16 protein-coding genes and 1 pseudogene are annotated in these 20,026 nt (G+C 73.7%); 11 read left to right on the forward strand and 6 right to left on the reverse strand.

Annotation, left to right across the window (positions count from 1 at the left end; translation table 11 throughout):
- Window positions 1–8: 8 nt before the first annotated feature.
- The 5 genes and pseudogenes from CRP51_RS29280 to glgB form a co-directional block, all read left to right on the forward strand.
- Window positions 9–674 (forward strand): annotated as a pseudogene (locus tag CRP51_RS29280) (pectate lyase); the annotation flags it as partial.
- A 443-nt stretch (window positions 675–1,117) separates the two neighbouring features.
- Window positions 1,118–3,163, forward strand: a complete 2,046-nt coding sequence (locus tag CRP51_RS02705; RefSeq protein ID WP_097229276.1) for an alpha-1,4-glucan--maltose-1-phosphate maltosyltransferase — start codon at window positions 1,118–1,120, stop codon at window positions 3,161–3,163.
- Complete coding sequence (gene treS / locus CRP51_RS02710) at window positions 3,150–4,853, forward strand: maltose alpha-D-glucosyltransferase (RefSeq protein WP_097229277.1); 1,704 nt, start codon at window positions 3,150–3,152, stop codon at window positions 4,851–4,853. The genes CRP51_RS02705 and treS overlap by 14 nt, the downstream gene beginning before the upstream one ends.
- Before the next feature lie 202 nt (window positions 4,854–5,055).
- Window positions 5,056–6,531, forward strand: a complete 1,476-nt coding sequence (locus CRP51_RS29285; protein ID WP_245880315.1) for a maltokinase N-terminal cap-like domain-containing protein — start codon at window positions 5,056–5,058, stop codon at window positions 6,529–6,531.
- Window positions 6,532–6,602: 71 nt separating this feature from the next.
- A complete protein-coding gene (glgB, locus tag CRP51_RS02715) occupies window positions 6,603–8,810 on the forward strand; it encodes a 1,4-alpha-glucan branching protein GlgB (protein ID WP_245880316.1) in 2,208 nt (735 codons plus the stop codon).
- Here glgB and CRP51_RS02720 read toward each other — a convergent pair.
- Both CRP51_RS02720 and CRP51_RS02725 read right to left on the reverse strand, forming a co-directional pair.
- On the reverse strand, window positions 8,774–10,009 hold the full coding sequence (locus tag CRP51_RS02720; RefSeq protein ID WP_097229279.1) for an amidohydrolase: 1,236 nt from the start codon (window positions 10,007–10,009) through the stop codon (window positions 8,774–8,776). The two genes, glgB and CRP51_RS02720, sit on opposite strands and share 37 nt — an antisense overlap.
- Before the next feature lie 328 nt (window positions 10,010–10,337).
- On the reverse strand, window positions 10,338–10,979 hold the full coding sequence (locus CRP51_RS02725; RefSeq protein ID WP_097229280.1) for a TetR family transcriptional regulator: 642 nt from the start codon (window positions 10,977–10,979) through the stop codon (window positions 10,338–10,340).
- 214 nt (window positions 10,980–11,193) lie between these two features.
- On the opposite strand from CRP51_RS02725, the gene CRP51_RS02730 reads away from it, so the two are divergent.
- Together CRP51_RS02730 and CRP51_RS02735 are read left to right on the forward strand one after the other, a co-directional pair.
- Complete coding sequence (locus tag CRP51_RS02730) at window positions 11,194–11,484, forward strand: DUF4190 domain-containing protein (protein ID WP_439333112.1); 291 nt, start codon at window positions 11,194–11,196, stop codon at window positions 11,482–11,484.
- A gap of 26 nt (window positions 11,485–11,510) precedes the next feature.
- On the forward strand, window positions 11,511–12,431 hold the full coding sequence (locus CRP51_RS02735) for a pyridoxal-phosphate dependent enzyme (RefSeq protein WP_097229281.1): 921 nt from the start codon (window positions 11,511–11,513) through the stop codon (window positions 12,429–12,431).
- Between the two features lie 13 nt (window positions 12,432–12,444).
- Here CRP51_RS02735 and CRP51_RS02740 read toward each other — a convergent pair whose 3' ends face one another.
- The 3 genes from CRP51_RS02740 to CRP51_RS02750 form a co-directional block, all read right to left on the reverse strand.
- Window positions 12,445–12,714, reverse strand: coding sequence for a hypothetical protein (locus CRP51_RS02740; protein WP_097229282.1), 270 nt, complete (start codon window positions 12,712–12,714; stop codon window positions 12,445–12,447).
- 113 nt (window positions 12,715–12,827) lie between these two features.
- Window positions 12,828–13,439, reverse strand: a complete 612-nt coding sequence (locus CRP51_RS28415) for an Rv1733c family protein (protein WP_097229283.1) — start codon at window positions 13,437–13,439, stop codon at window positions 12,828–12,830.
- Between the two features lie 133 nt (window positions 13,440–13,572).
- Window positions 13,573–13,896, reverse strand: coding sequence for a TraR/DksA C4-type zinc finger protein (locus tag CRP51_RS02750; protein ID WP_097229284.1), 324 nt, complete (start codon window positions 13,894–13,896; stop codon window positions 13,573–13,575).
- A gap of 301 nt (window positions 13,897–14,197) precedes the next feature.
- On the opposite strand from CRP51_RS02750, the gene CRP51_RS02755 reads away from it, so the two are divergent.
- The 4 genes from CRP51_RS02755 (at window position 14,198) to secD (ending at window position 18,659) form a co-directional block, all read left to right on the forward strand.
- Window positions 14,198–15,157, forward strand: a complete 960-nt coding sequence (locus tag CRP51_RS02755) for a sensor histidine kinase (protein ID WP_245880317.1) — start codon at window positions 14,198–14,200, stop codon at window positions 15,155–15,157.
- Window positions 15,154–15,819, forward strand: a complete 666-nt coding sequence (locus CRP51_RS02760) for a response regulator (protein WP_097229286.1) — start codon at window positions 15,154–15,156, stop codon at window positions 15,817–15,819. The genes CRP51_RS02755 and CRP51_RS02760 overlap by 4 nt, the downstream gene beginning before the upstream one ends.
- 55 nt (window positions 15,820–15,874) lie before the next feature.
- Window positions 15,875–16,261, forward strand: a complete 387-nt coding sequence (locus CRP51_RS02765) for a hypothetical protein (protein WP_097229287.1) — start codon at window positions 15,875–15,877, stop codon at window positions 16,259–16,261.
- A 76-nt stretch (window positions 16,262–16,337) separates the two neighbouring features.
- On the forward strand, window positions 16,338–18,659 hold the full coding sequence (gene secD, locus CRP51_RS02770) for a protein translocase subunit SecD (protein ID WP_245880318.1): 2,322 nt from the start codon (window positions 16,338–16,340) through the stop codon (window positions 18,657–18,659).
- A 189-nt stretch (window positions 18,660–18,848) separates the two neighbouring features.
- Here secD and CRP51_RS02775 read toward each other — a convergent pair whose 3' ends face one another.
- Window positions 18,849–19,874: an ATP-dependent 6-phosphofructokinase gene (locus CRP51_RS02775; protein ID WP_097229289.1), complete on the reverse strand. Its 1,026-nt coding sequence runs from the start codon at window positions 19,872–19,874 to the stop codon at window positions 18,849–18,851.
- Window positions 19,875–20,026 lie beyond the last annotated feature (152 nt).

Below are 20,026 nucleotides of genomic sequence, written 5' to 3' on the forward strand. Positions count from 1 at the left end.
GGCCGGAGGCCGCCGACGAGGTGGAGGTGAACGAGACGATCGAGGTGGACGGCCCGTTCGACGGTGGCAACGTGCGCTATGTGCCGGGCCCCGGGCTCGGCGACGGCGACCAGGGCGAGGACCAGCTGCCGGTCTTCGAGGTGGCCGAGGGCGGCTCGTTGAACGATGTGATCATCGGCTCGCCGGGCGCCGACGGGGTGCACTGCGAGGGCAGCTGCGCGCTCAACCGCGTGTGGTGGGAGGACGTCGGCGAGGACGCCGCGACCTTCCGGGGCGGCGAGGGCTCCGTCTTCACGGTCTCCGGCGGCGCGGCGCGCGGCGCCGACGACAAGGTGCTCCAGCACAACGGCGGCGGGACGCTGACCGTCACCGACTTCGCGGCCGAGGACTTCACCACCCTCTACCGCTCGTGCGGCAACTGCTCCGGCCAGTACCAGCGCTCCGTGGTGCTGGACGGCGTGGAGGTGACCGCGCCGGCCGACCGGTTGGCCGGGATCAACGAGAACTACGGTGACACCGCCATCCTCCGCGCCGTCACGGTGATCGGCGACGACGGGGTCGTGCCGTGCCAGCGGTACATCGGCAACGACTCGGGCGACGAGCCGGAGGAGAGCGGCGAGGGTCCCGACGGCACCCACTGCCTCTACTCCGAGGACGACATCTCCTACCAGTAGGCGCTCCCGGCCGGTGGGCCCCGCCTCCGGTCCTGTCCGGGGGAATGTGCCACCGGACCATTCACGGATTCACCGGAGCCGGCCCCCACCTGTTTCCCGCAGGTGGGGGCCGGCTTTCCCGCGCGCGCTTCCGCGAGGGCGTGCTGCCGCGCTGTCGCGGCGATTGTTCCGGGCGTAATACCGTGCGGTGTATACGACATCACCGGATCTTCGGGGGCTGCTCCGGAGTTTTCCCGACCGGATACGTGACGGTCATCGGGGAGCGGATTGTGCGGGGGCCCCGCGTGGGCAGGCTTGCGACACGGCACCCCCCACACGAGTGAACGCGCACCGGAGCGGCCATGCCCGAATCCCGCCATTCAGCGGTTCAGCGGATACAAAGGACGAAGTTCCCTCCCGGCGAGGGAAAAAGCCCGCCCCCGACGCATCCAGGTGATCCCCACATGATCGGTCGTATCCCTGTCCTCGACGTCCAACCGCGCGTTGACTGCGGGCGCCGCCCGGTCAAGGCCGTTCCGGGCGAGACGTTCCCGGTGACGGCCACCGTCTTCCGGGAGGGCCCGGACGCGGTCGGCGCCAACGTCGTGCTGCGCGACCCGGGCGGCCGCGGCGGCCCGTGGATCCCGATGCGGGAGCTCCAGCCGGGACTCGACCGGTGGGGTGCCGAGATCACCCCCGACCGCGAGGGCCGCTGGACGTTCGCCGTCGAGGCGTGGGGCGACCCGGTCACCAGTTGGCGGCAGCGCGCCGCGATCAAGGTCCCGGCCGGCGTGGACATCGAGCTGACCTTTCTCGAGGGCGCGGAGCTGCTGCGCCGCGCGGCCGTCGGCGTGCCCAAGAACGACGGGCGCGAGGCGGTGCTGCGCGCCGCCGACGCGCTGGAGGACCCCGAACTGCCGCCGGCGACCCGGCTGGCGGTCGCGCAGTCCGCCGAGCTCGTCGGGGTGCTGACCGCCCACCCGCTGCGCGAACAGCTCAGCGCCTCCCGGCCGCTTCCGCTGGTGGTCGAGCGCGAACGGGCCCTCTTCGGCTCCTGGTACGAGCTGTTCCCGCGCTCGGAGGGCGCGCGCGTCCGGCCCCACACGCCCCCCGTCTCCGGCACCCTGCGCACCGCCGCCGAACGGCTGCCCGCCGTCGCGCAGATGGGCTTCGACGTGGTCTATCTGCCGCCGATCCACCCCATCGGCGCGGCGTTCCGCAAGGGACGCGGCGGCGCGCTCTCGGCGCGCCACGACGACGTGGGCTCGCCCTGGGCGATCGGCTCGGCCGACGGCGGCCACGACGCGGTCCACCCGGACCTGGGCACCCTCGACGACTTCGACGCGTTCGTCGCGCGGGCCGGGGAGCTGGGGATGGAGGTGGCGCTCGACTTCGCCCTCCAGTGCAGTCCCGACCATCCGTGGGTGAAGTCCCACCCGGAATGGTTCACGCGGCGCGCGGACGGAACGATCGCGTTCGCCGAGAACCCGCCGAAGAAGTACCAGGACATCTATCCGATCTCCTTCGAGCAGGACTTCCGCGGCCTGGTCACCGAGACGTTGCGGGTGCTTCGGTTCTGGATGTCGCACGGCGTGCGGATCTTCCGGGTGGACAACCCGCACACCAAGCCGGTGGTCTTCTGGGAGAAGGTCATCATGGAGATCAACAGGACCGATCCGGACGTGCTTTTCCTGGCCGAGGCGTTCACCAGGCCGGCGATGATGCACACGTTGGCACAGATCGGTTTCCAGCAGTCCTACACGTATTTCACCTGGCGCAACACCAAGGACGAACTCACCGAGTACCTGACGGAACTCAGCGGGCCCGCCGCGTCCTATATGCGGCCGAACTTCTTCGTCAACACCCCGGACATCCTGCACGCCTATCTCCAGAACGGCGGCCGGCCCGCGTTCCAGACCAGGGCGGTGCTGGCGGCGACCCTCTCCCCGACCTGGGGGATGTACGCGGGCTACGAGCTGTGCGAGAACACGCCGGCGGCGCCGGGGAGCGAGGAGTACGCGGACTCGGAGAAGTACCAGCTCCGCCCGCGCGACTGGGCGGGCGCCGAGGCCTCGGGGGAGAGCATCACGGGGCTCGTCTCGCTGCTCAACGCGCTCCGGCGGCGCCACCCCGCGCTGCGGCAGCTTCGGAATCTTCACTTTCACCGCACCAACAACGAGCACATCCTGGCCTACTCCAAGCGGACGCGGACACCTCAGGCCGACTGCGTGCTGATCGTGGTCAACCTCGATCCCCACCACACCCACGAAGCGACGGTCTCGTTGGATATGGAGCAACTCCAGGGGTGCGGCCTCACGCCCGCGCAGGAAGGTGGCGCCGAGCCCTTTCCGGTGTGCGACCAGCTCACCGGGACGACCTACTACTGGGGCAGGGACAACTATGTGCGGCTTGAGCCGGGCCGTGCGGATGCGTACGCCTCCTCGGCCCACGTACTGGCCCTGCGACCGTCCTCACAGACCGGAGGGTCACCCAACGATGAGCGTCAATGAGCCGGTCCTCGACACCTTCGAGGACACGCCAGCCCGCGACCGCGATCCCGAGTGGTTCAAGCGCGCGGTCTTCTACGAGGTCCTCGTCCGCTCCTTCCAGGACAGCAACGGCGACGGTGTCGGTGATCTGAAGGGGATCACCGCGAGACTCGACTATCTCCAGTGGCTGGGCGTGGACTGCCTGTGGCTGCCGCCCTTCTTCAAGTCCCCGCTGCGCGACGGCGGGTACGACGTGTCGGACTACACGGACGTGCTCCCCGAGTTCGGTGACCTCGCGGACTTCGTGGAGTTCGTGGACGCGGCCCACCAGCGGGGGATGCGGGTCATCATCGACTTCGTGATGAACCACACCAGCGACCAGCACCGCTGGTTCCAGGAGTCCCGCAGGGACCCGGAAGGCCCCTACGGCGACTACTACGTCTGGGCCGACGACGACAAGGGGTACGCGGACGCCCGGATCATCTTCGTCGACACCGAGTCGTCGAACTGGGCGTTCGACCCGGTCCGCAAGCAGTACTACTTCCACCGCTTCTTCTCCCACCAGCCGGACCTCAACTACGAGTCCCCGGCGGTCCAGGAGGAGATGATCTCCGCGCTGAAGTTCTGGCTGGACCTCGGCATCGACGGCTTCCGGCTGGACGCCGTGCCCTACCTCTTCGCGGAGGAGGGCACCAACTGCGAGAACCTTCCGGCCAGCCACGGCTTCCTCAAGCGGGTGCGGGCCGAGATCGACGCGCACTACCCCGACACGGTGCTGCTCGCCGAGGCCAACCAGTGGCCCGAGGACGTCGTCGACTACTTCGGCGACTACGACAAGGGCGGCGACGAGTGCCACATGGCGTTCCACTTCCCGGTGATGCCGCGCATCTTCATGGCCGTGCGCCGGGAGTCCCGCTATCCGGTCTCGGAGATCCTCGCCAAGACCCCGCAGATCCCCGCCGGCTGCCAGTGGGGGATCTTCCTGCGCAACCACGACGAGCTGACCCTGGAGATGGTCACCGACGAGGAGCGCGACTACATGTACGCGGAGTACGCCAAGGACCCGCGGATGCGCGCCAACATCGGCATCCGGCGGCGGCTGGCCTCGCTCCTGGACAACGACCGCAACCAGATCGAGCTCTTCACCGCGCTGCTGCTCTCCCTGCCCGGCTCGCCGATCCTGTACTACGGCGACGAGATCGGGATGGGCGACAACATCTGGCTCGGCGACCGGGACGCGGTCCGCACCCCGATGCAGTGGACACCGGACCGGAACGCGGGTTTCTCCTCCTGCGACCCCGGCCGGCTGTCGCTGCCGACGATCATGGACCCGGTGTACGGGTACCAGGTCACCAACGTCGAGGCGGCGATGAGTTCGCCGGCCTCGCTGCTGCACTGGACGCGGCGGATGGTGGAGATCCGCAAGCAGAACCCGGCGTTCGGGCTCGGCACCTACACCGAGCTGCCCTCGTCCAACCCGGCGGTGCTCTCCTATCTGCGGGAGCACGGCGACGACCTGGTGATGTGCGTCAACAACTTCTCGCGGTTCTCCCAGCCGACCGAGCTGGACCTGAGGCCGTGGACGGGCCGGGTGCCCGTCGAGCTGATCGGCGGGGTGCGCTTCCCGCCCATCGGGGAACTGCCCTATCTGCTGACCCTGGCGGGTCACGGGTTCTACTGGTTTCGGCTCCGTAAAGCCTCGGAGTCATAAGGCGTAGAAGGGCGCCGCACGGGCTTACCCCCAGCACGCTGGGGGAAGCCTCCCCCCGGCAGGGCATTGGCCAGGGCCTCCCGCTCCGTTACGGCCCTCACCCGCACGGCCGTTCCTGCACGACACGTCCCGCACGACCAGGCAACTCACGCCTCGATCCGGGACACTTCGTGACATATCTCATGCCCGGGGAAAGGATGATATGTCGGATAGTTCCGCGCCCCGGACCGCTCGGGCATCCGGCTCGCAGGGTCAGTCCCCGTCCTCGCAGGCACAGGGCAGCGCCCTGCTGCGCTCCCTCACCGGGCTGCTCGCCAACTGGCTTCCGGAGCAACGCTGGTTCGCGGGCAAGGGGCGCCCGCTCGGCGAGCTGGCGCTGATCTCGGCGACCGAGCTGCTCCCCCTCTCCCCCACGGGCACCGCCCCCGGCCTGCTCCACCTGCTGGTGCGGGCGGGGGCACGGCCCGGCCGGTCGCCCGACGCCTCGGCCGGCGACTGCTACCAGCTGCTGCTCGGGGTCAGGGCCGCGCTGCCCGACGCGCTCGGACCGGCACTGGTCGGCCGCCCCACCGAGGGGCCGCTGCGCGGGCGGGCCGTCTACGAGGCGCTGCACGACCCGCGCCTGGCCGGGCTGCTGCTGGAGCGGCTGCGCACCCCCGGCCGCCTGGGCACCCTGACCTTCGGCCGGGCGCCCGGCGCCGCCATCCCCTCCGGCCTCGCGCCCCGCGTGCTCACCGGCGAACAGACCAACTCGTCCGTGGTCTTCGGCGACGCCCACATCCTCAAGCTCTTCCGCCGGGTCTCCCCCGGCGTCAACCCCGACCTGGAGCTGCCGCTGGCGCTGGCCAGGACCGGCTGCGCCCGGGTGCCGGCGCCGGCCGCCTGGTTCGAGGCGCACTGGCCGGGCGGCCCCGACGAGCCGCTGACCCTGGGGGTGCTCCAGCCGTTCCTCGCCGGCTCGACCGACGGGTGGCAACTGGCCCAGCGTTCGCTCGCCGAGGGCCCGGACTTCACGCCGGCCGCCCACGCGCTCGGCAGGGCCACGGCCGAGGTGCACGCCGCGCTGGCCGAGGCGCTGCCCACCGACCTGCTGGCCGGGCGCCGGCTGGAGGGCATCGCGCTGGGCATGATGGAACGGCTGGACCAGGCCGTCGAGGTGGTCTCCGCGCTCCGCCCCTACCGCGACGGGCTGCGCCGGGGCTATGTCGCGCTCGCCGATCACGCGGCGCGCGGCGGCAGCGCCCGCGTCCAACGGCTGCACGGCGACCTCCACCTCGGCCAGGTGCTGACGGCCCAGGGCCCGGGGGGCGAGGCCGGCGCCCACTGGACCATGATCGACTTCGAGGGCGAGCCGGCCAGGCCGCTCGCCGACCGCAGGGAGCCGGGGCCGCCGGTGCGGGACGTGGCGGGAATGCTGCGCTCCTTCGACTACGCGGCCTGCCAGCACCAGGTGGACGGCGACTCCGGAGCCGCCGAGTGGTCCCGCGCCAACCGGGCCGCCTACTGCGCCGGCTACGCGGACGCCGGGGGCGAGGACCCCCTGGCCGAACGGGAGCTGCTGCTCTCGTACGAGACGGACAAGGCCGTCTACGAGGTGCTGTACGAGGCGCGCCACCGGCCCTCCTGGCTGCCGGTCCCGATGATGGCGATCCGGCGGCTGGCCGAGGCCGCCGCCTGAGCACACCTCCCCGTCCCGCATCCTGTCGATCCCCCGGCGCTCCCGCCGTTCCCCCCGAGGAGACCCGCACCGTGAAGCTTTCCGCCCAGGACCGCGCGTTGTTGCTCGAAGGAGCGCACTACGATCCGCACGCGCTGCTGGGGGCGCATCCGGTCGCGAAGGGGACGCTCGTTCGCGCGCTGCGCCCGCTCGCGCGCCGGGTCTCGGTGCGCGTCGGCGGCGTGGACACCGCGTTGGAGGCCCTGGGGGACGGCCTCTTCGCCGGCGTGCTGCCGGGCCCGCCGCCCGAGGAGTACCGGCTGGTGACGGCCTACCCCGACGGCTCCGAGTCGGTGGGACACGACGCCTACCGCTTTCTGCCGGCCCTCGGCGAGCTGGACCTCCACCTGATCGCCGAGGGCCGGCACGAACGGCTGTGGGAGGCCCTCGGCGCCCGCCCGATGGTCCACCAGGGCGTGGCCGGCACCCGCTTCACCGTCTGGGCACCGAACGCGCGCGGGGTGCGGGTGGTCGGGGACTTCACCCACTGGGAGCGGACGGCGCTGCCGATGCGCTCGCTCGGCGCGAGCGGCGTGTGGGAGCTGTTCGTCCCGGGGGTGGACTCCGGCGCGCTGTACAAGTACGACGTGTTCGGCGCCGACGGCGTGCACTCCCTGCGCGCGGACCCGCTCGCGCGCCGCACCGAGTGCCCGCCGGCCAACGCCTCCGTCGTGCACCGCGGCGAGTACGTCTGGGGCGACGACGCCTGGCTGGCCTCCCGCGCGCGGCGCCGGCCGCACGCCGCGCCGATGTCGGTCTACGAGCTGCACCCCGCCTCCTGGCGCCCCGGGCTCGGCTACCGCGAGCTCGCCGAGGAACTCCCGGCCTACGTGAACGACCTGGGCTTCACCCACGTCGAGCTGATGCCCCCGGCCGAGCACCCCTTCGGCGGCTCCTGGGGCTACCAGGTGACCGGCTACTGGGCGCCCACCGCCAGACTCGGCACCCCGGACGACTTCAAGCACCTGGTGGACGCGCTCCACCAGGCCGGGATCGGGGTGCTGATCGACTGGGTGCCCGCGCACTTCCCGAAGGACGAGTGGGCGCTGGCCCGCTTCGACGGCACCCCCTGCTACGAGCACCCCGACCCGCGCCGCGCCGAGCACCCGGACTGGGGCACGCTGGAGTTCGACTACGGCCGCCGCGAGGTGCGCAACTTCCTGGTGGCCAACGCCGTCTACTGGTGCGAGGAGTACCACGTGGACGGGCTGCGGGTGGACGCCGTCGCCTCCATGCTCTACCTGGACTACTCGCGCGAGGAAGGCGAGTGGCTGCCCAACGCGCACGGCGGCCGGGAGAACCTGGACGCCGTCGCCTTCCTCCAGGAGATGAACGCCACGGTCTACCGCCGCTGCCCCGGTGTCTTCACCGTCGCCGAGGAGTCCACGGCCTGGGACGGCGTCACCCGCTCCACCGACCACGGCGGGCTGGGCTTCGGCTTCAAGTGGAACATGGGCTGGATGCACGACTCGCTGAGGTATCTGGCGGAGGACCCGGTACACCGGGCGTGGCACCACCACCGCATGACGTTCGCCATGCACTACGCCTACTCGGAGAACTACGTGCTGCCCTTCTCCCACGACGAGGTGGTCCACGGCAAGGGCGCGCTGGTCAACAAGATGCCGGGCGACTGGTGGCGCCGCCGGGCCGACCTGCGGGCCGCACTGGGGTTCATGTGGTCCCATCCGGGCAAGCAACTGCTGTTCATGGGGCAGGAGTTCGCCCAGGGCGCCGAGTGGTCGGAGACCGAGGGCCCCCAGTGGTGGGTGCTCGACGACGACTACGTGGCCGCCGGCGACCACCGGGGCGTGCGCGACCTGGTGCGCGAGCTGAACGCGCGCTACCGCGCGACCCCCGCGCTCTGGGAGCGCGACACCGACCCGGGCGGCTTCTCCTGGGTCGCGGCCGACGCCGCCGCCGACAACGTGCTGGCGTTCCTGCGCTTCGCCGCCGACGGGAGCCCGCTACTGGCGGTCAGCAACTTCTCCGCCGTGGTCCGCCCGGACTACCGGCTGGGGGTGCCCGCCGCCGCCGACGCCTGGCGCGAGGTGCTGAACACCGACGCGCTCCGCTACGGCGGCGGCGGGGTCATCAACCCCGAGCCGCTGAAGGCCGAGGCGGCCCCCAGCCACGGCCAGCCGGCCAGCGTGACCCCGACGCTGCCGCCGCTGGCCACCGTCTGGTTCGCCCCGGCCCCCGACCCCTACGAGCGGGCCGAGCCCGCCTCCGACTCCCGGTAGAACGGGTCGAGGACCTCGCCGACGCCGCGCCCGGTGTCGTAGGAGTAGACCTCGCGGCCCTCGACGAAGACCCGCAGCGCGCGGCTCATCACGTCGAGCGGGTCGCCCGACCAGATCACCACGTCGCCGTCGAGCCCCGGCCGCAGCGCGCCGACCCGGTCGTCGAGACCGAGGATCGCGGCCGGGTTGGTGGTGATGGTGGCCAGCGCCCGGTCCCGGTCCAGCCCCTCCTTGACGCTCAACGTCACCTGGTGGACCAGGAAGTTGATCGGCACCACCGGGTGGTCGGTGGTGATCGCCACCCGCACGCCGGCGCGGTCCAGGATGCCCGGGTTGGCCAGGGTGCGGTGGCGCACCTCCACCTTGCTGCGCGAGGTGAAGAGCGGCCCGCTGATCACCGGGATCTCCCGGCGGGCGATCTCGTCGGCCAGCAGATGCCCCTCGGTGCCGTGGTTGAGCACCAGCCGGTAGCCGAACTCGTCGGCCAGCCGGATCGCCGTGGCGATGTCGTCGGCGCGGTGGCTGTGCTGGCACCACGGCAGTTCACCGTCCAGCACACGGACCAGCGCCTCCAGGGTGAGGTCGCGCTCGAACGGCTTCCCCTCCTCCTCGGCCCGCGCCCGGCGCGCGCGGTAGTCCTGTGCGCGGGTGAACGCGTCCCTGATCACGGCGGCGACGCCCTGCCGGGTGGAGGGCAGCTGCTTCTTCTCGCCGTAGATCCGCTTGGGGTTCTCGCCCAACGCGCTCTTCACGCTGACCGGTTGGCGCACCAGCATGTCGTCGACGGTCCGGCCCCAGCACTTGACCGCGACGGTCTGGCCGCCGATGGGGTTGCCGGAGCCCGGCTTGATCACGGCGCTGGTGACGCCGCCGGCGAGCGCGTCGGCGAAGCCGAGGTCGGCCGGGTTGATGGCGTCCAACGCCCGCATCCGCGCGCCGACCGGGTCGGTCATCTCGTTGGTGTCCTGGCCGGCCCAGCCCTCGGCCTCCTCGTGGACCCCGATGTGTCCGTGCGCCTCCACGAACCCCGGCAGCACCCACCGCCCGGCCGCGTCCACGACCCGCACCCCGTCCGGCACCGCCACCTCGGCGTCGGGCCCGACGGCCGCGATCCTCCCGTCAACCACCAGCACCGTGCCTCCGGTGATGGGCTCGCCGTCCACGGGCACCACATAACCGGATCTGATCGCTATGTCCATGGCGCCCGAACCTACCGCCTCACCGGCGGTTTCCGGGAGCGGCGGCCTTGCCGGCGCTTTGGGGAGCGACCACCGTCCGCGACTGATCGGTGTCCTGCCGCCCTCACCCCGGCGGCCGGTTACCCGCGCAGTTCCCCGCGCCCCTCCAACCCCCTCAGGGGCGCGGGGAACCGCGCGAATGCCGGGCGGCGGGCCGCGGTCGACTACGGAGCTTCATGGACGGGTGGGTCGTCGACGTGACCCCGGCGGCCGGTTACTCGCGCAGTTCCCCGCGCCCCTCACACGCCGGCGCCGGCTCGGGGGACTGCGCGCGGGGGGCGGTCGGTCCTCACGGGGCCCGCCGGCCCGAGGCCGCGCGGCCGAGGTGGATCAGGCGGAGTCGGAGGCCGGTGGCGGCGGCGACCTCGGGGGCGGACGGGCCCTCGTCGAGCATCGCCGAGAGGAAGGCCGAGACGGCCAGCACCATCTGGTCGACCAGCAGCCCGGCGAGCATCTCCAGCTCGGACTCGCTCCAGCCCTCGGACATCTCCTCCAGCGCGAGAACGGCGGCCAACTCCCGCACGAAGCGATCGAGTTGCTCGGCGATGGCCAGGCGCACGGCACGGACGCCGCCGTGCCGCTCGCGCACCAGGAAACGCAGATGCGCGGGGTGGGCGCGGACATGGCGCTCGATCAGCGCGACGGTGTGGTCGATCCGGTCCCCGACGTCGTCGTGCTCGACGAGGGTGGCACGGACCAGGGTGTGCAGGTTGCCGAGGGCCTGGTGGACGAGGGCGACGCCCAGGTCCTCGATGTCGCGGAAGTGCCGGTAGAAGGCCGTGGGCGTGACGCCCACGGCACGGGTGACCTCGCGCAGGCCGAGGCTGGAGAGGCTCTGCTCCTCCAGCAGGTCGAGCGCGGCGTCGAGCATCGCCTGACGCGTCCTCAGCTTCTGGGCCTCGCGGGACCCGGTCACGGTGGTGCGGCTCATCCGATTCAGTAAACAACTGTTTCCCCGTGCGCGCCAGGATCGCTACACTCAGACTCAGTGCACAACTGTTCCTACAACTGTTCACTGAACCCGAAGGGGGCCGATCGTGCTCTTCCTCGTCTTCGCGCTCGCCGGGCTCGGCGTCCTGACCGGTGCCGCCGCCCATCTGCCGGTGGACCTCACGCTGGTGGCGGGGTGCGGCATCGCGACCTGGCTGGCGCTCTTCGCCGTGCGGGAACGGCTCGCCGCGCGCGGGGAGTCGGCGGGGCGACGGACCGTGGACGACGCCGCCGTGGCCGCGTTCGTCGCGGGCCTGACCGGGCTGCTGGTCGGCAACCTGCTGCTCGGACCGTTGGCCCTGGCGTTCTCCGCCGTGGCACTGCTGCGGGGCACGCGCCGCCGCGGCCGGGCGCTGCTGGGCGCGGCGCTGGGCGTCGCGGACCTCGCGGTGCTGGCCGCGCTGGTCTCGCTCAACGGCACCCTCTTCTGGTCGGCCGCGGGCTGAGCCGCCGCCGTGGTTAGAGTGACGGCATGAGCGCGAGTGGGCTGGGGTACGCGGACGTGCGGGCGGCGGCCGAGCGGATCGCGGGGGTCACGCGGCCGGTGGCGCTGGCGCGTGCGGGGGAACGGACGTGGTTCGCCCTGGAGTTCCTCCAGCACACCGGGTCGTTCAAGGCACGCGGCGCGCTCAACTTCCTCAGCGAACGGCGCGCGGCCGGCCGGCTGCCCGCCGCCGGCGTGGCGATCGCCTCCGGCGGCAACGCGGGGCTCGCCGCCGCCTGGGCCGCGGCGCGCGAGGGGGTGCCGGCGACGGTGTTCACGCCCACCACCGCGCCCGGCGTCAAGGTCGCGCGGCTGCGCGCGCTGGGCGCCGAGGTGCGGCAGGTCGGCACGGAGTACGCCGAGGCGGCCGAGGCGTGCGCGCGGTTCGTCGCCGAGAGCGGCGCACTCGCCTCGCACGCCTACGACCAGCCGCTGGTCGCCGCCGGCGCCGGGACCCTGGTCGAGGAGATCCTCGCGGCCCGCCCCTCGGTGACCACGGTGGTGGTCGCGGTGGGCGGCGGCGGGCTGCTGGCCGGGGTGGCGGCGGCCGCCGCGGAGCACGGGCTGGACGTGGTGGGCGTGGAGCCCGCGCACTGCCGGGCGTGGCACGCGGCGCTGGAGGCCGGGCGGGTGGTGGACGTGCCCGTGGCCTCGGTCGCGGCCGACTCGCTGGGCGCGCGCCGGGTCTCGGCCGACGCGCTGTGGTGGGGCCGGCAGCCCCATGTGCGCGCGGAGTTGGTGGAGGACGAGACGATCGTCGCCACCCGGCTCCGGCTCTGGCGTGAGCACCGGATCGCGGTGGAGCACGCGGCGGCCACGGCGCTGGCCGGGGCGCCTGACGGGTCCGCGGGCGAGGTCTGCGTGGTGCTCTGCGGCGCCAACACGGACCCCTCCGACCTCGCCGGCTGACGCCCGCGACCGCTCAGTCCTCGTCCTCCTCGTCCTCCTCGTCCAGCTCGAACACGAAGTAGAGACTCAGCGTGTGGGGCTCGTCCTCGCCGAGCATGTTGTCCCAGGAGACGTCCGTCACCCGGACGTCGTGCGCGGCCACCCAGTGGCCCGCCCTGGCGAACGCCTCGGAGGCGGTGACGCCCATGAAGAGCTTGCAGGCGACGGGGTAGACCTGGGTGTCCTCGTCCGAGTCGTCGAAACCGGCGGGGACTTCGACGCACATGTCGGGGTCGAATGCCATGCGGGTGCCTTTCCGGTCACGGGACGGTCGGGCCTGTCACGACGGGGCGCGCCCGCGACCTGGACACCGGGAAGGACGAGAAGGCGCGCCCGGGGGTTGCTCGCGCCGGCGCGTCACGGGGGCGCGGTCCACCGCGCCGAGGCGCGCCGCCACGCCTCGTCCCAGGCGGCGGCCCGACGGCGGTCCAGGAGGCAGGCGGTCGCGGCGTACGCGCCCCTGCCGGTGACGGCGACCGCGCCGCCGCCGGCCCCGCCCCATCCCACCGCGCGGTAGCGGATGGCGTCCCGGCTCATCGGCGGGTCGGCGACGTTCCCCTCGCCGTCCACCCAGATCCGCGTCCGCGCCCCGGCGGCCAGTCCCGGCAGCACCTCGGCGGTGCCGGTGCGGACGGTGCCGTCCGGCGCGGTGTACCGGACCTCGGCCGGGTAGCGCGTCTCCCGCGCCTCCGCCGAGCCCGGCTCAGGATGGCGCGGCGCGTCGTCCACCAGCGCGGCCTCCAGATGGCGCCCCTCCCCCGCCTCCCGGCGCGCCGCGGCGGTCAGCGCGTCGTGGACGGACGAGCCGACGGCCCAGGCCACCAGCGGGGCGGCGAGCGTGACCGTCGACGCCAACACCAGGCCGACCCACGCCTGGAGGAGGTCGTCGCGGCGGCGGAGCGGGTTCCGGCGCCACCGCCACCAGCGGTCGACGGGCGGGGGTTGGGCGCGCGGGATCGGTTCTGACATGGTTCCGTCCCTTCGGGCGGGGGGCGGGGCGCGGTGGACGGGCTCCGTTCCACCGCGCCCCTCAGGAAGGGCCCCAAAAAGAAAAAGACCCCGGCGGCGGCCGGAGCTGACGGTGTCGGTGGGGGTCCGAGGGTCAGCCCGCGCGCTCCCGGCAGGGGACGCACAACCGGGCGTGCGGCAGGATCTCCAGGCGTCCCGCCGGGATCGGCGCGGCGCACCCCTGGCAGGCGCCGTAGGTGCCGGCGGCGAGCCGGGCGAGCGCGGCGTCGATGTCCTCCAACGCGGCGCGCACGGCGCCCCGTTGGGTCACGGTCAGCGCGTCGTTGCCCGCGCCGGCGGTGGACTCGTCGAGAGCCCGCAACTGCTCCAACCGGGTCGCGCGCTCGTGGACGAGCCGCTCCCTCACCTGCCGCTCGTCCAGCGCGTCGGCCGGGGGCCGGGACGTCTCCGGTGCCATAGCGAACTTGATCCCTTCGCCACACAATCGTATGGAGGAGTGGTCCGGCGCACCGGTCCGCTCCTCCCTGAAATTCCCAGTGTCACCCGACCCCCGTGGCGACCGCCATGGGGCGCGGACCCCATTTCGGGTGGGTAGCGTGGTGCAGAGGGCGCGGCCGACGGCCCGCCCCGGCCGAGGCGAATGGGGCCCGGTCGCCATCGACCCGTCGCGACGCGCCAGGCAGGCTTGGCCGGGGACGGTGCCGCGTCGCCCCCGGCGCGGTCGCGGGCACAGGCGGGAACGAGGAGGCGCGGATCCGGTGTCGCTCTTCTGGCGGATCTTCGCCCTCAACGCGGTGGTGCTGGGGGCCGCCACGGCGCTGCTGCTGTGGGCGCCGGTGACCGTCTCGGTGCCGATCCTGCTTCCCGAGGCGGCCATCCTGCTCGGCGGCCTCGCCGTGATGCTGATCGCCAACGCGGCGCTGCTGCGGATCGGGCTGGCCCCGTTGGACCGGCTGTCGCGGCTGATGTCCACCGTCGACCTGCTCCGTCCCGGACAGCGGCTCTCCCCACCGGCGCGCGGCGGCATCGCGGAGCCGGTGCACGCGTTCAACTCCATGCTGGACCGGCTGGAGGCGGAACGCGCCCTGTCCAACGCCCGCGCGCTCTCCGCGCAGGAGACCGAACGCCGCCGTGTCTCGGCCGAGTTGCACGACGAGGTGGGACAGAGCCTCACCGCGGTCCTGCTGGGCATCAAGCGCGTCGCCGACCAGGCACCCGAGCCGCTGCGCGGGGAGCTGCTGCTGGCGCAGGAGACCGTGCGGGACAGCCTGGACGAGGTGCGCCGCCTCGCCCGGCGGCTGCGGCCCGGGGTGCTGGAGGACCTCGGTCTGGTGGCGGCGCTGACGTCGCTGGCCACCGACGTCGCCACCCACACCGGGGTGAAGGTCGCGCGCGACCTGCGCGCCGGGCTGCCGGCGCTGGGCCCCGACGCCGAGCTGGTGGTCTACCGGATCGCCCAGGAGGGGCTGACCAACGTCGCCCGCCACGCCGAGGCCACCCGCGTGGAACTCGCGCTCCACGGCGAGGGGTCCCGTGTCGTGCTGCGGATCGACGACGACGGGCACGGCGTCGGCGGGGCGCCCGAGGGCGCGGGGATCAGGGGGATGCGGGAGCGGGCGCTGCTGGTCGGTGCCACCCTGGACATCGCCCCCGGACCCGCCGGCGGCACCCGCGTGCTGCTGACCGTGCCGACCATGCGAGAGGGCGACCGACCGTGACCGACAACAGCGCCCCCCTGACGCGCATCCTGCTCGCCGACGACCACGCCCTGGTGCGCCGGGGGGTGCGCCTGATCCTGGAGGGCGAGCCGGACTTCACCGTGGTGGCCGAGGCCGGCGACGGCGCCGAGGCCGTGCGGGCCGCCGCGACCCACGAGGCGGACCTGGCCATCCTCGACGTCGCCATGCCGCGCATGACCGGGCTCCAGGCGGCCCGCGAACTGGCCCGCACCCGGCCGGGGCTGCGCATCCTGATGCTGAGCATGTACGACAACGAGCAGTACTTCTTCCAGGCGCTCAAGGCCGGGGCCTGCGGCTATGTGCTCAAGTCGGTCGCCGACCGCGACCTGGTCGAGGCCTGCCGCGCGGTCCGTCGTGGCGAGCCCTTCCTCTACCCGGGGGCCGTGACCGCGCTGATCCGCAACTACCTGGACCGGGCGCGCGACGGCGAGGAGGTGCCGCAGAGCCTGTTGACGCCCCGCGAGGAGGAGGTCCTGAAGCTGATCGCCGAGGGCCACACCTCGCAGGAGATCGCCGACACCCTGGTGATCAGCGTCAAGACGGTGCACCGCCACCGGGCCAACCTGCTGCACAAGCTGGGGATGCGGGACCGCCTCGAACTGACCCGTTACGCTATCCGCGCCGGTCTGATCGAGCCCTGAACCCGACGGGCCCGTCGCCGCGACGTCGCCGCCCCGGACGCCTGAGGAGGCCGCCATGCCCTCGTGGCACGCCGCGGTCCTCGGGCGGCTCCGCGCACGGCGGTGGCTGACGCCCCTCGTCCTGCTGCTCGTCGTCGTCGGCCTCTTCGCCCAGCCGGGCACGGTCCACGCGGCGGGCGCGCCCGCCGCGGCGGCGGCCGAGGCACCGGCCGACCGGGCCGCCGGCGCCGGTGGCGCGGAGCGGCCGGAGGCCGTCGCGCCGCCGCGCGCGCAGCAGGCGGCGCAGGGCGAGGCGCACCCGCAGCCGTGGGTGCTGCCGGCGCGGTCGGCGCCGCCGGTCGCGCGCGCCACGGCCGCCGGGCCGGCGCGCGCCGGGCTCCCCGCCGCGCACCCGCCGTACGCCGCGCCGCGCACCGGACGCGCTCCGCCCCCGGGCAGCTGACCCAGCCCAGGTTCACCTGCCCCCCACGCGGCCCACGTTCGCCGTGCGCCGCGGTATGCCCGTTGGAGCCGTTCCCTTGACCCGTGCCACCCGGGTGCGCTGCGCCCTCTCACTGCTCGTGCTCGTCCTGTCGGCCGTCCTGGCCGTCGCCGTCCCGCCGCGCCTCGGGCTCGACCTGCGCGGCGGCACGCAGATCGTGCTGGAGACCCGCGACACCGCCGACGCGCGGGCCGACGCCACCGCCACCGACCGCACCCTGGAGGTGCTGCGCCAGCGGGTCGACGCGCTCGGCGTCGCCGAACCGACCCTCACCCGCTCCGGCGAGAACCGGATCATCGTCGAACTCCCCGGCGTCCAGGACCCGGCCGAGGCCGCCGACGTCCTCGGCCGCACCGCCCAGCTGACGTTCCACCCGGTGCTCGGCGCCGCCGCCCCGGACGCCGAGGCGGACGAGGAGGGCGAGGAGGGCGAGGAGGGCGAACGGACCCTGCCCGACGAGGAGGGGCGGCCGCTGCGGCTGGGCCCGGCCGAGCTGACCGGCGCCCAGGTCTCGGGGGCCGAGGCGCTGCTGGAGACCCAGCGGGCCACGGGCTGGTACGTCACCGTGGACTTCGACGGCGCGGGCGAGGCCGCCTGGGCGGCGGTGACCGGCCGCGCCGCCTGCGCCGCGCCCGGCGACCCGACGCGCCGCGTCGCCATCGTCCTGGACGACGAGGTGATCTCCTCGCCCTCCGTCGCCTCCTCCGTGGCCTGCGGCACCGGCATCACCGGCGGCACCACGCAGATCACCGGCGACTTCACGGCCGACGACGCGCGGGAGCTCGAACTGCTGGTCAACGGCGGCGCGTTGCCCGTTCCGGTGGAGACCGTCGAGCAGCGGACCGTCGGCCCGACCCTCGGGGAGCGGGCCATCGAGGCCAGCGCCTGGGCCGCGCTCATCGGCGCCGCGCTCACCTCGCTCTTCGTCATCGTGGTCTACCGGCTGCTCGGGCTGCTGGCCGCGTGCGCGCTGGTCTGCTACGCGCTGATCTCCTACGCCGCGCTGGTCGCCCTGGGAGCGACCCTGACGCTGCCGGGGCTCGCCGGGTTCGCGCTGGCCATCGGCATGGCGGTGGACGCCAACGTGCTGGTCTTCGAGCGGGCCCGCGAGGAGTACACCGCGCGCCGCGCCACCACCGTGCGCACGGCGCTGGCCGCCGGCTTCCGCAGGGCGTTCAGCGCCATCGCGGACACCAACATCACCACGCTGATCGCCGCCGCGCTGCTATTCCTGCTCGCCTCCGGGCCGGTACGCGGCTTCGGCGTGACGCTCGGCATCGGCGTGCTGGCCTCGATGTTCAGCGCGCTGGTGATCACCCGTGCCCTGGCGGGACTCACCGTCGACCGGCCGGGCGGGAGCCGGCGGGCCGCCAGGTCCGGCGTGGCGGTGCGCGGCCGGGTGCGCACCTGGCTGGAGCGGCGGGGGCCGCGCCCGATGCGCCGGCACCGGCTGTGGCTGGCGCTCTCGGCCGTCGCCGTCGCGCTGGCCGCGTGCGGCATCGGGGTGCGCGGTCTGGAGCTGGGCGTGGAGTTCACCGGCGGACGCATGGTCGAGTACGCGACCGAGCGCCCGGTCGGCGCGGAGGAGGCGCGGGACGCGCTCGCGGACGCCGGCTTCCCCGGCGCGGTGGTGCAGACCACCGAGGAGGGCGAGGTCTCGGTGCGCGTCCAGGAGCTGTCGAACGAGGAGGAGGCGGAGGTCGGACGGGTGCTCGCCGGGCTCGGGGACGGCGGCGAGAAGGTCAGGGACGAGATGATCGGCCCCAGCATGGGCGCGGAACTGCGCACCGCCGCGCTGTGGGCGCTCGGCGCCGCGCTCGCGGTCCAACTGGCCTATCTGGCCTTCCGGTTCCGCTGGACCTACGCCACGGCGGCGGTCGTCGCGCTGGTCCACGACGCGGTGATCCTGGTCGGCGCGTTCGCCTGGCTCGGCCGGCCCGTGGACGGCGTCTTCCTCGCCGCCCTGCTGACCGTCATCGGCTACTCGGTCAACGACTCGGTCGTCGTCTTCGACCGGCTGCGCGAGCTGCGCGCCGCCGGCGGCGGGGAGGGCGGGAGCCGCCGGCCGTTCGCCGAGGACGCCGACGCGGCGATCACGGGGACCCTGCCGAGGACGGTCAACACCGGCATGGGGGTGCTCTTCGTCCTGTGCGCGCTGGCGCTGCTGGGCGGCGGCACCCTCACCGACTTCGCCCTGGCGCTGCTCATCGGGCTGGTCGTCGGCACGGCGTCCTCCGTGTTCACCGCCACCCCGCTGACCGTCGCGCTGCACGGAGGCACGCGCGGCCGGGAGCGGGGGCGGACACCCGGGCGCGAACACGGCGGGGAGCCGGAACGGGAACGCGCCGGGGCGCGCTGAGACCGCGCGCGGCCGGCCCCCGCGCCCGGGGACCGGGCGCGAACACGGCGGGGAGCCGGAACGGGAACGCGCCGGGGCGCGCTGAGAGCGCGCGCGGCCGGCCCCCGCGCCCGGGGACCGGCCGCGCGCCCCCTCCGTCGAGACGCCGGGACGTCAGGACGCCGGGGAGACGGTGAGACCGGGAGACGGTCAGAAGACGGCCTCGGTCTCGTCCATCCGGTTCTGCGGCACGCGCTTCAGCTCGGCGGTCGCGTCCGCCAGCGGGGTCATCACGATGTCCGTGCCGCGCAGCGAGGTCATCATGCCGAACTCGCCCCGGTGCGCGGCCTCCACCGCGTGCCAGCCGAAGCGGGTGGCCAGCACCCGGTCGTACGCGGTGGGCGTGCCGCCGCGCTGGATGTGGCCGAGGATGACCGGCCTGGCCTCCTTGCCGAGCCGCTGCTCCAGCTCGGCGGCGAGCCGGGTGCCGATGCCGGTGAACCGCTCGTGGCCGTAGGGGTCGATCTCGCCGCGCTCGTACGGCATCGAGCCCTCGGCCGGCCGGGCGCCCTCGGCGACGCAGATCACCGCGAACTTCTTGCCGCGCTCGAAGCGGTCCTCGATCATCTTGCACATCGCGTCGACCTCGAACGGCCGCTCCGGCACGCAGATCCCGTGCGCGCCGCCGGCCATGCCCGCCTCCAGCGCGATCCAGCCGGCGTGCCGCCCCATCACCTCGACGACCATCACCCGCTGGTGCGACTCGGCGGTGGTCTTCAGCCGGTCGATCGCCTCGGTCGCCACGCCGACGGCCGTGTCGAAGCCGAACGTCCGGTCGGTGGCGGAGATGTCGTTGTCGATGGTCTTCGGGACCCCCACCACGGGGATGCCGGCGTCCGCCAGCATCCGCGCCGCGGTCAGGGTGCCCTCGCCGCCTATCGGGATCAGGGCGTCCAGGCTGAGCTTGCGGCGGAACTGCTCCGCGTTGTCGCACGCCTCCCGCAGCCGGGAGCGCTCCAGCCGGCTGGAGCCCAGGATGGTGCCGCCCCTGGCCAGGATGCCGCTGACCTCGTTGATGTCGAGCGGACGGTAGCGGCCTTCGAGCAGCCCCTTGAACCCGTCCTCGAACCCGATCACCTGGTCTCGGCGATCCACCACGGCACGGTGCACAACCGACCGGATCACCGCGTTGAGACCAGGGCAGTCGCCGCCGGCGGTGAGAACTCCGATGCGCATTTTGGGACCGCTCTTTCCTCGTTGGCGCTGTTGGGGATGAGGGTGACCGGCCTCGCCTTCGGGGCCGTTCGGATTGTTTCACGAGAGGCTGGGTGACGACGAACGTCGCCGGCGACGGCCGGGGGAAGCCACCGCGCCCGCCGGGCGAGCGC

The sequence above is a fragment of the Streptomyces zhaozhouensis genome (genome assembly GCF_900230195.1).
GTDB classification, from domain to species: Bacteria; Actinomycetota; Actinomycetes; order Streptomycetales; family Streptomycetaceae; genus Streptomyces; species Streptomyces zhaozhouensis.

Coding starts and splice junctions, on each gene's coding strand:
- CRP51_RS02705 (WP_097229276.1), top strand. CDS start 1,118: ATGATCGGTCGTATCCCTGTCCTCGACGTCCAACCGCGCGTTGACTGC.
- treS (WP_097229277.1), top strand. CDS start 3,150: ATGAGCGTCAATGAGCCGGTCCTCGACACCTTCGAGGACACGCCAGCC.
- CRP51_RS29285 (WP_245880315.1), top strand. CDS start 5,056: ATGTCGGATAGTTCCGCGCCCCGGACCGCTCGGGCATCCGGCTCGCAG.
- CRP51_RS02720 (WP_097229279.1), bottom strand. CDS start 10,009: ATGGACATAGCGATCAGATCCGGTTATGTGGTGCCCGTGGACGGCGAG.
- CRP51_RS02725 (WP_097229280.1), bottom strand. CDS start 10,979: ATGAGCCGCACCACCGTGACCGGGTCCCGCGAGGCCCAGAAGCTGAGG.
- CRP51_RS02735 (WP_097229281.1), top strand. CDS start 11,511: ATGAGCGCGAGTGGGCTGGGGTACGCGGACGTGCGGGCGGCGGCCGAG.
- CRP51_RS02740 (WP_097229282.1), bottom strand. CDS start 12,714: ATGGCATTCGACCCCGACATGTGCGTCGAAGTCCCCGCCGGTTTCGAC.
- CRP51_RS28415 (WP_097229283.1), bottom strand. CDS start 13,439: ATGTCAGAACCGATCCCGCGCGCCCAACCCCCGCCCGTCGACCGCTGG.
- CRP51_RS02750 (WP_097229284.1), bottom strand. CDS start 13,896: ATGGCACCGGAGACGTCCCGGCCCCCGGCCGACGCGCTGGACGAGCGG.
- CRP51_RS02765 (WP_097229287.1), top strand. CDS start 15,875: ATGCCCTCGTGGCACGCCGCGGTCCTCGGGCGGCTCCGCGCACGGCGG.
- CRP51_RS02775 (WP_097229289.1), bottom strand. CDS start 19,874: ATGCGCATCGGAGTTCTCACCGCCGGCGGCGACTGCCCTGGTCTCAAC.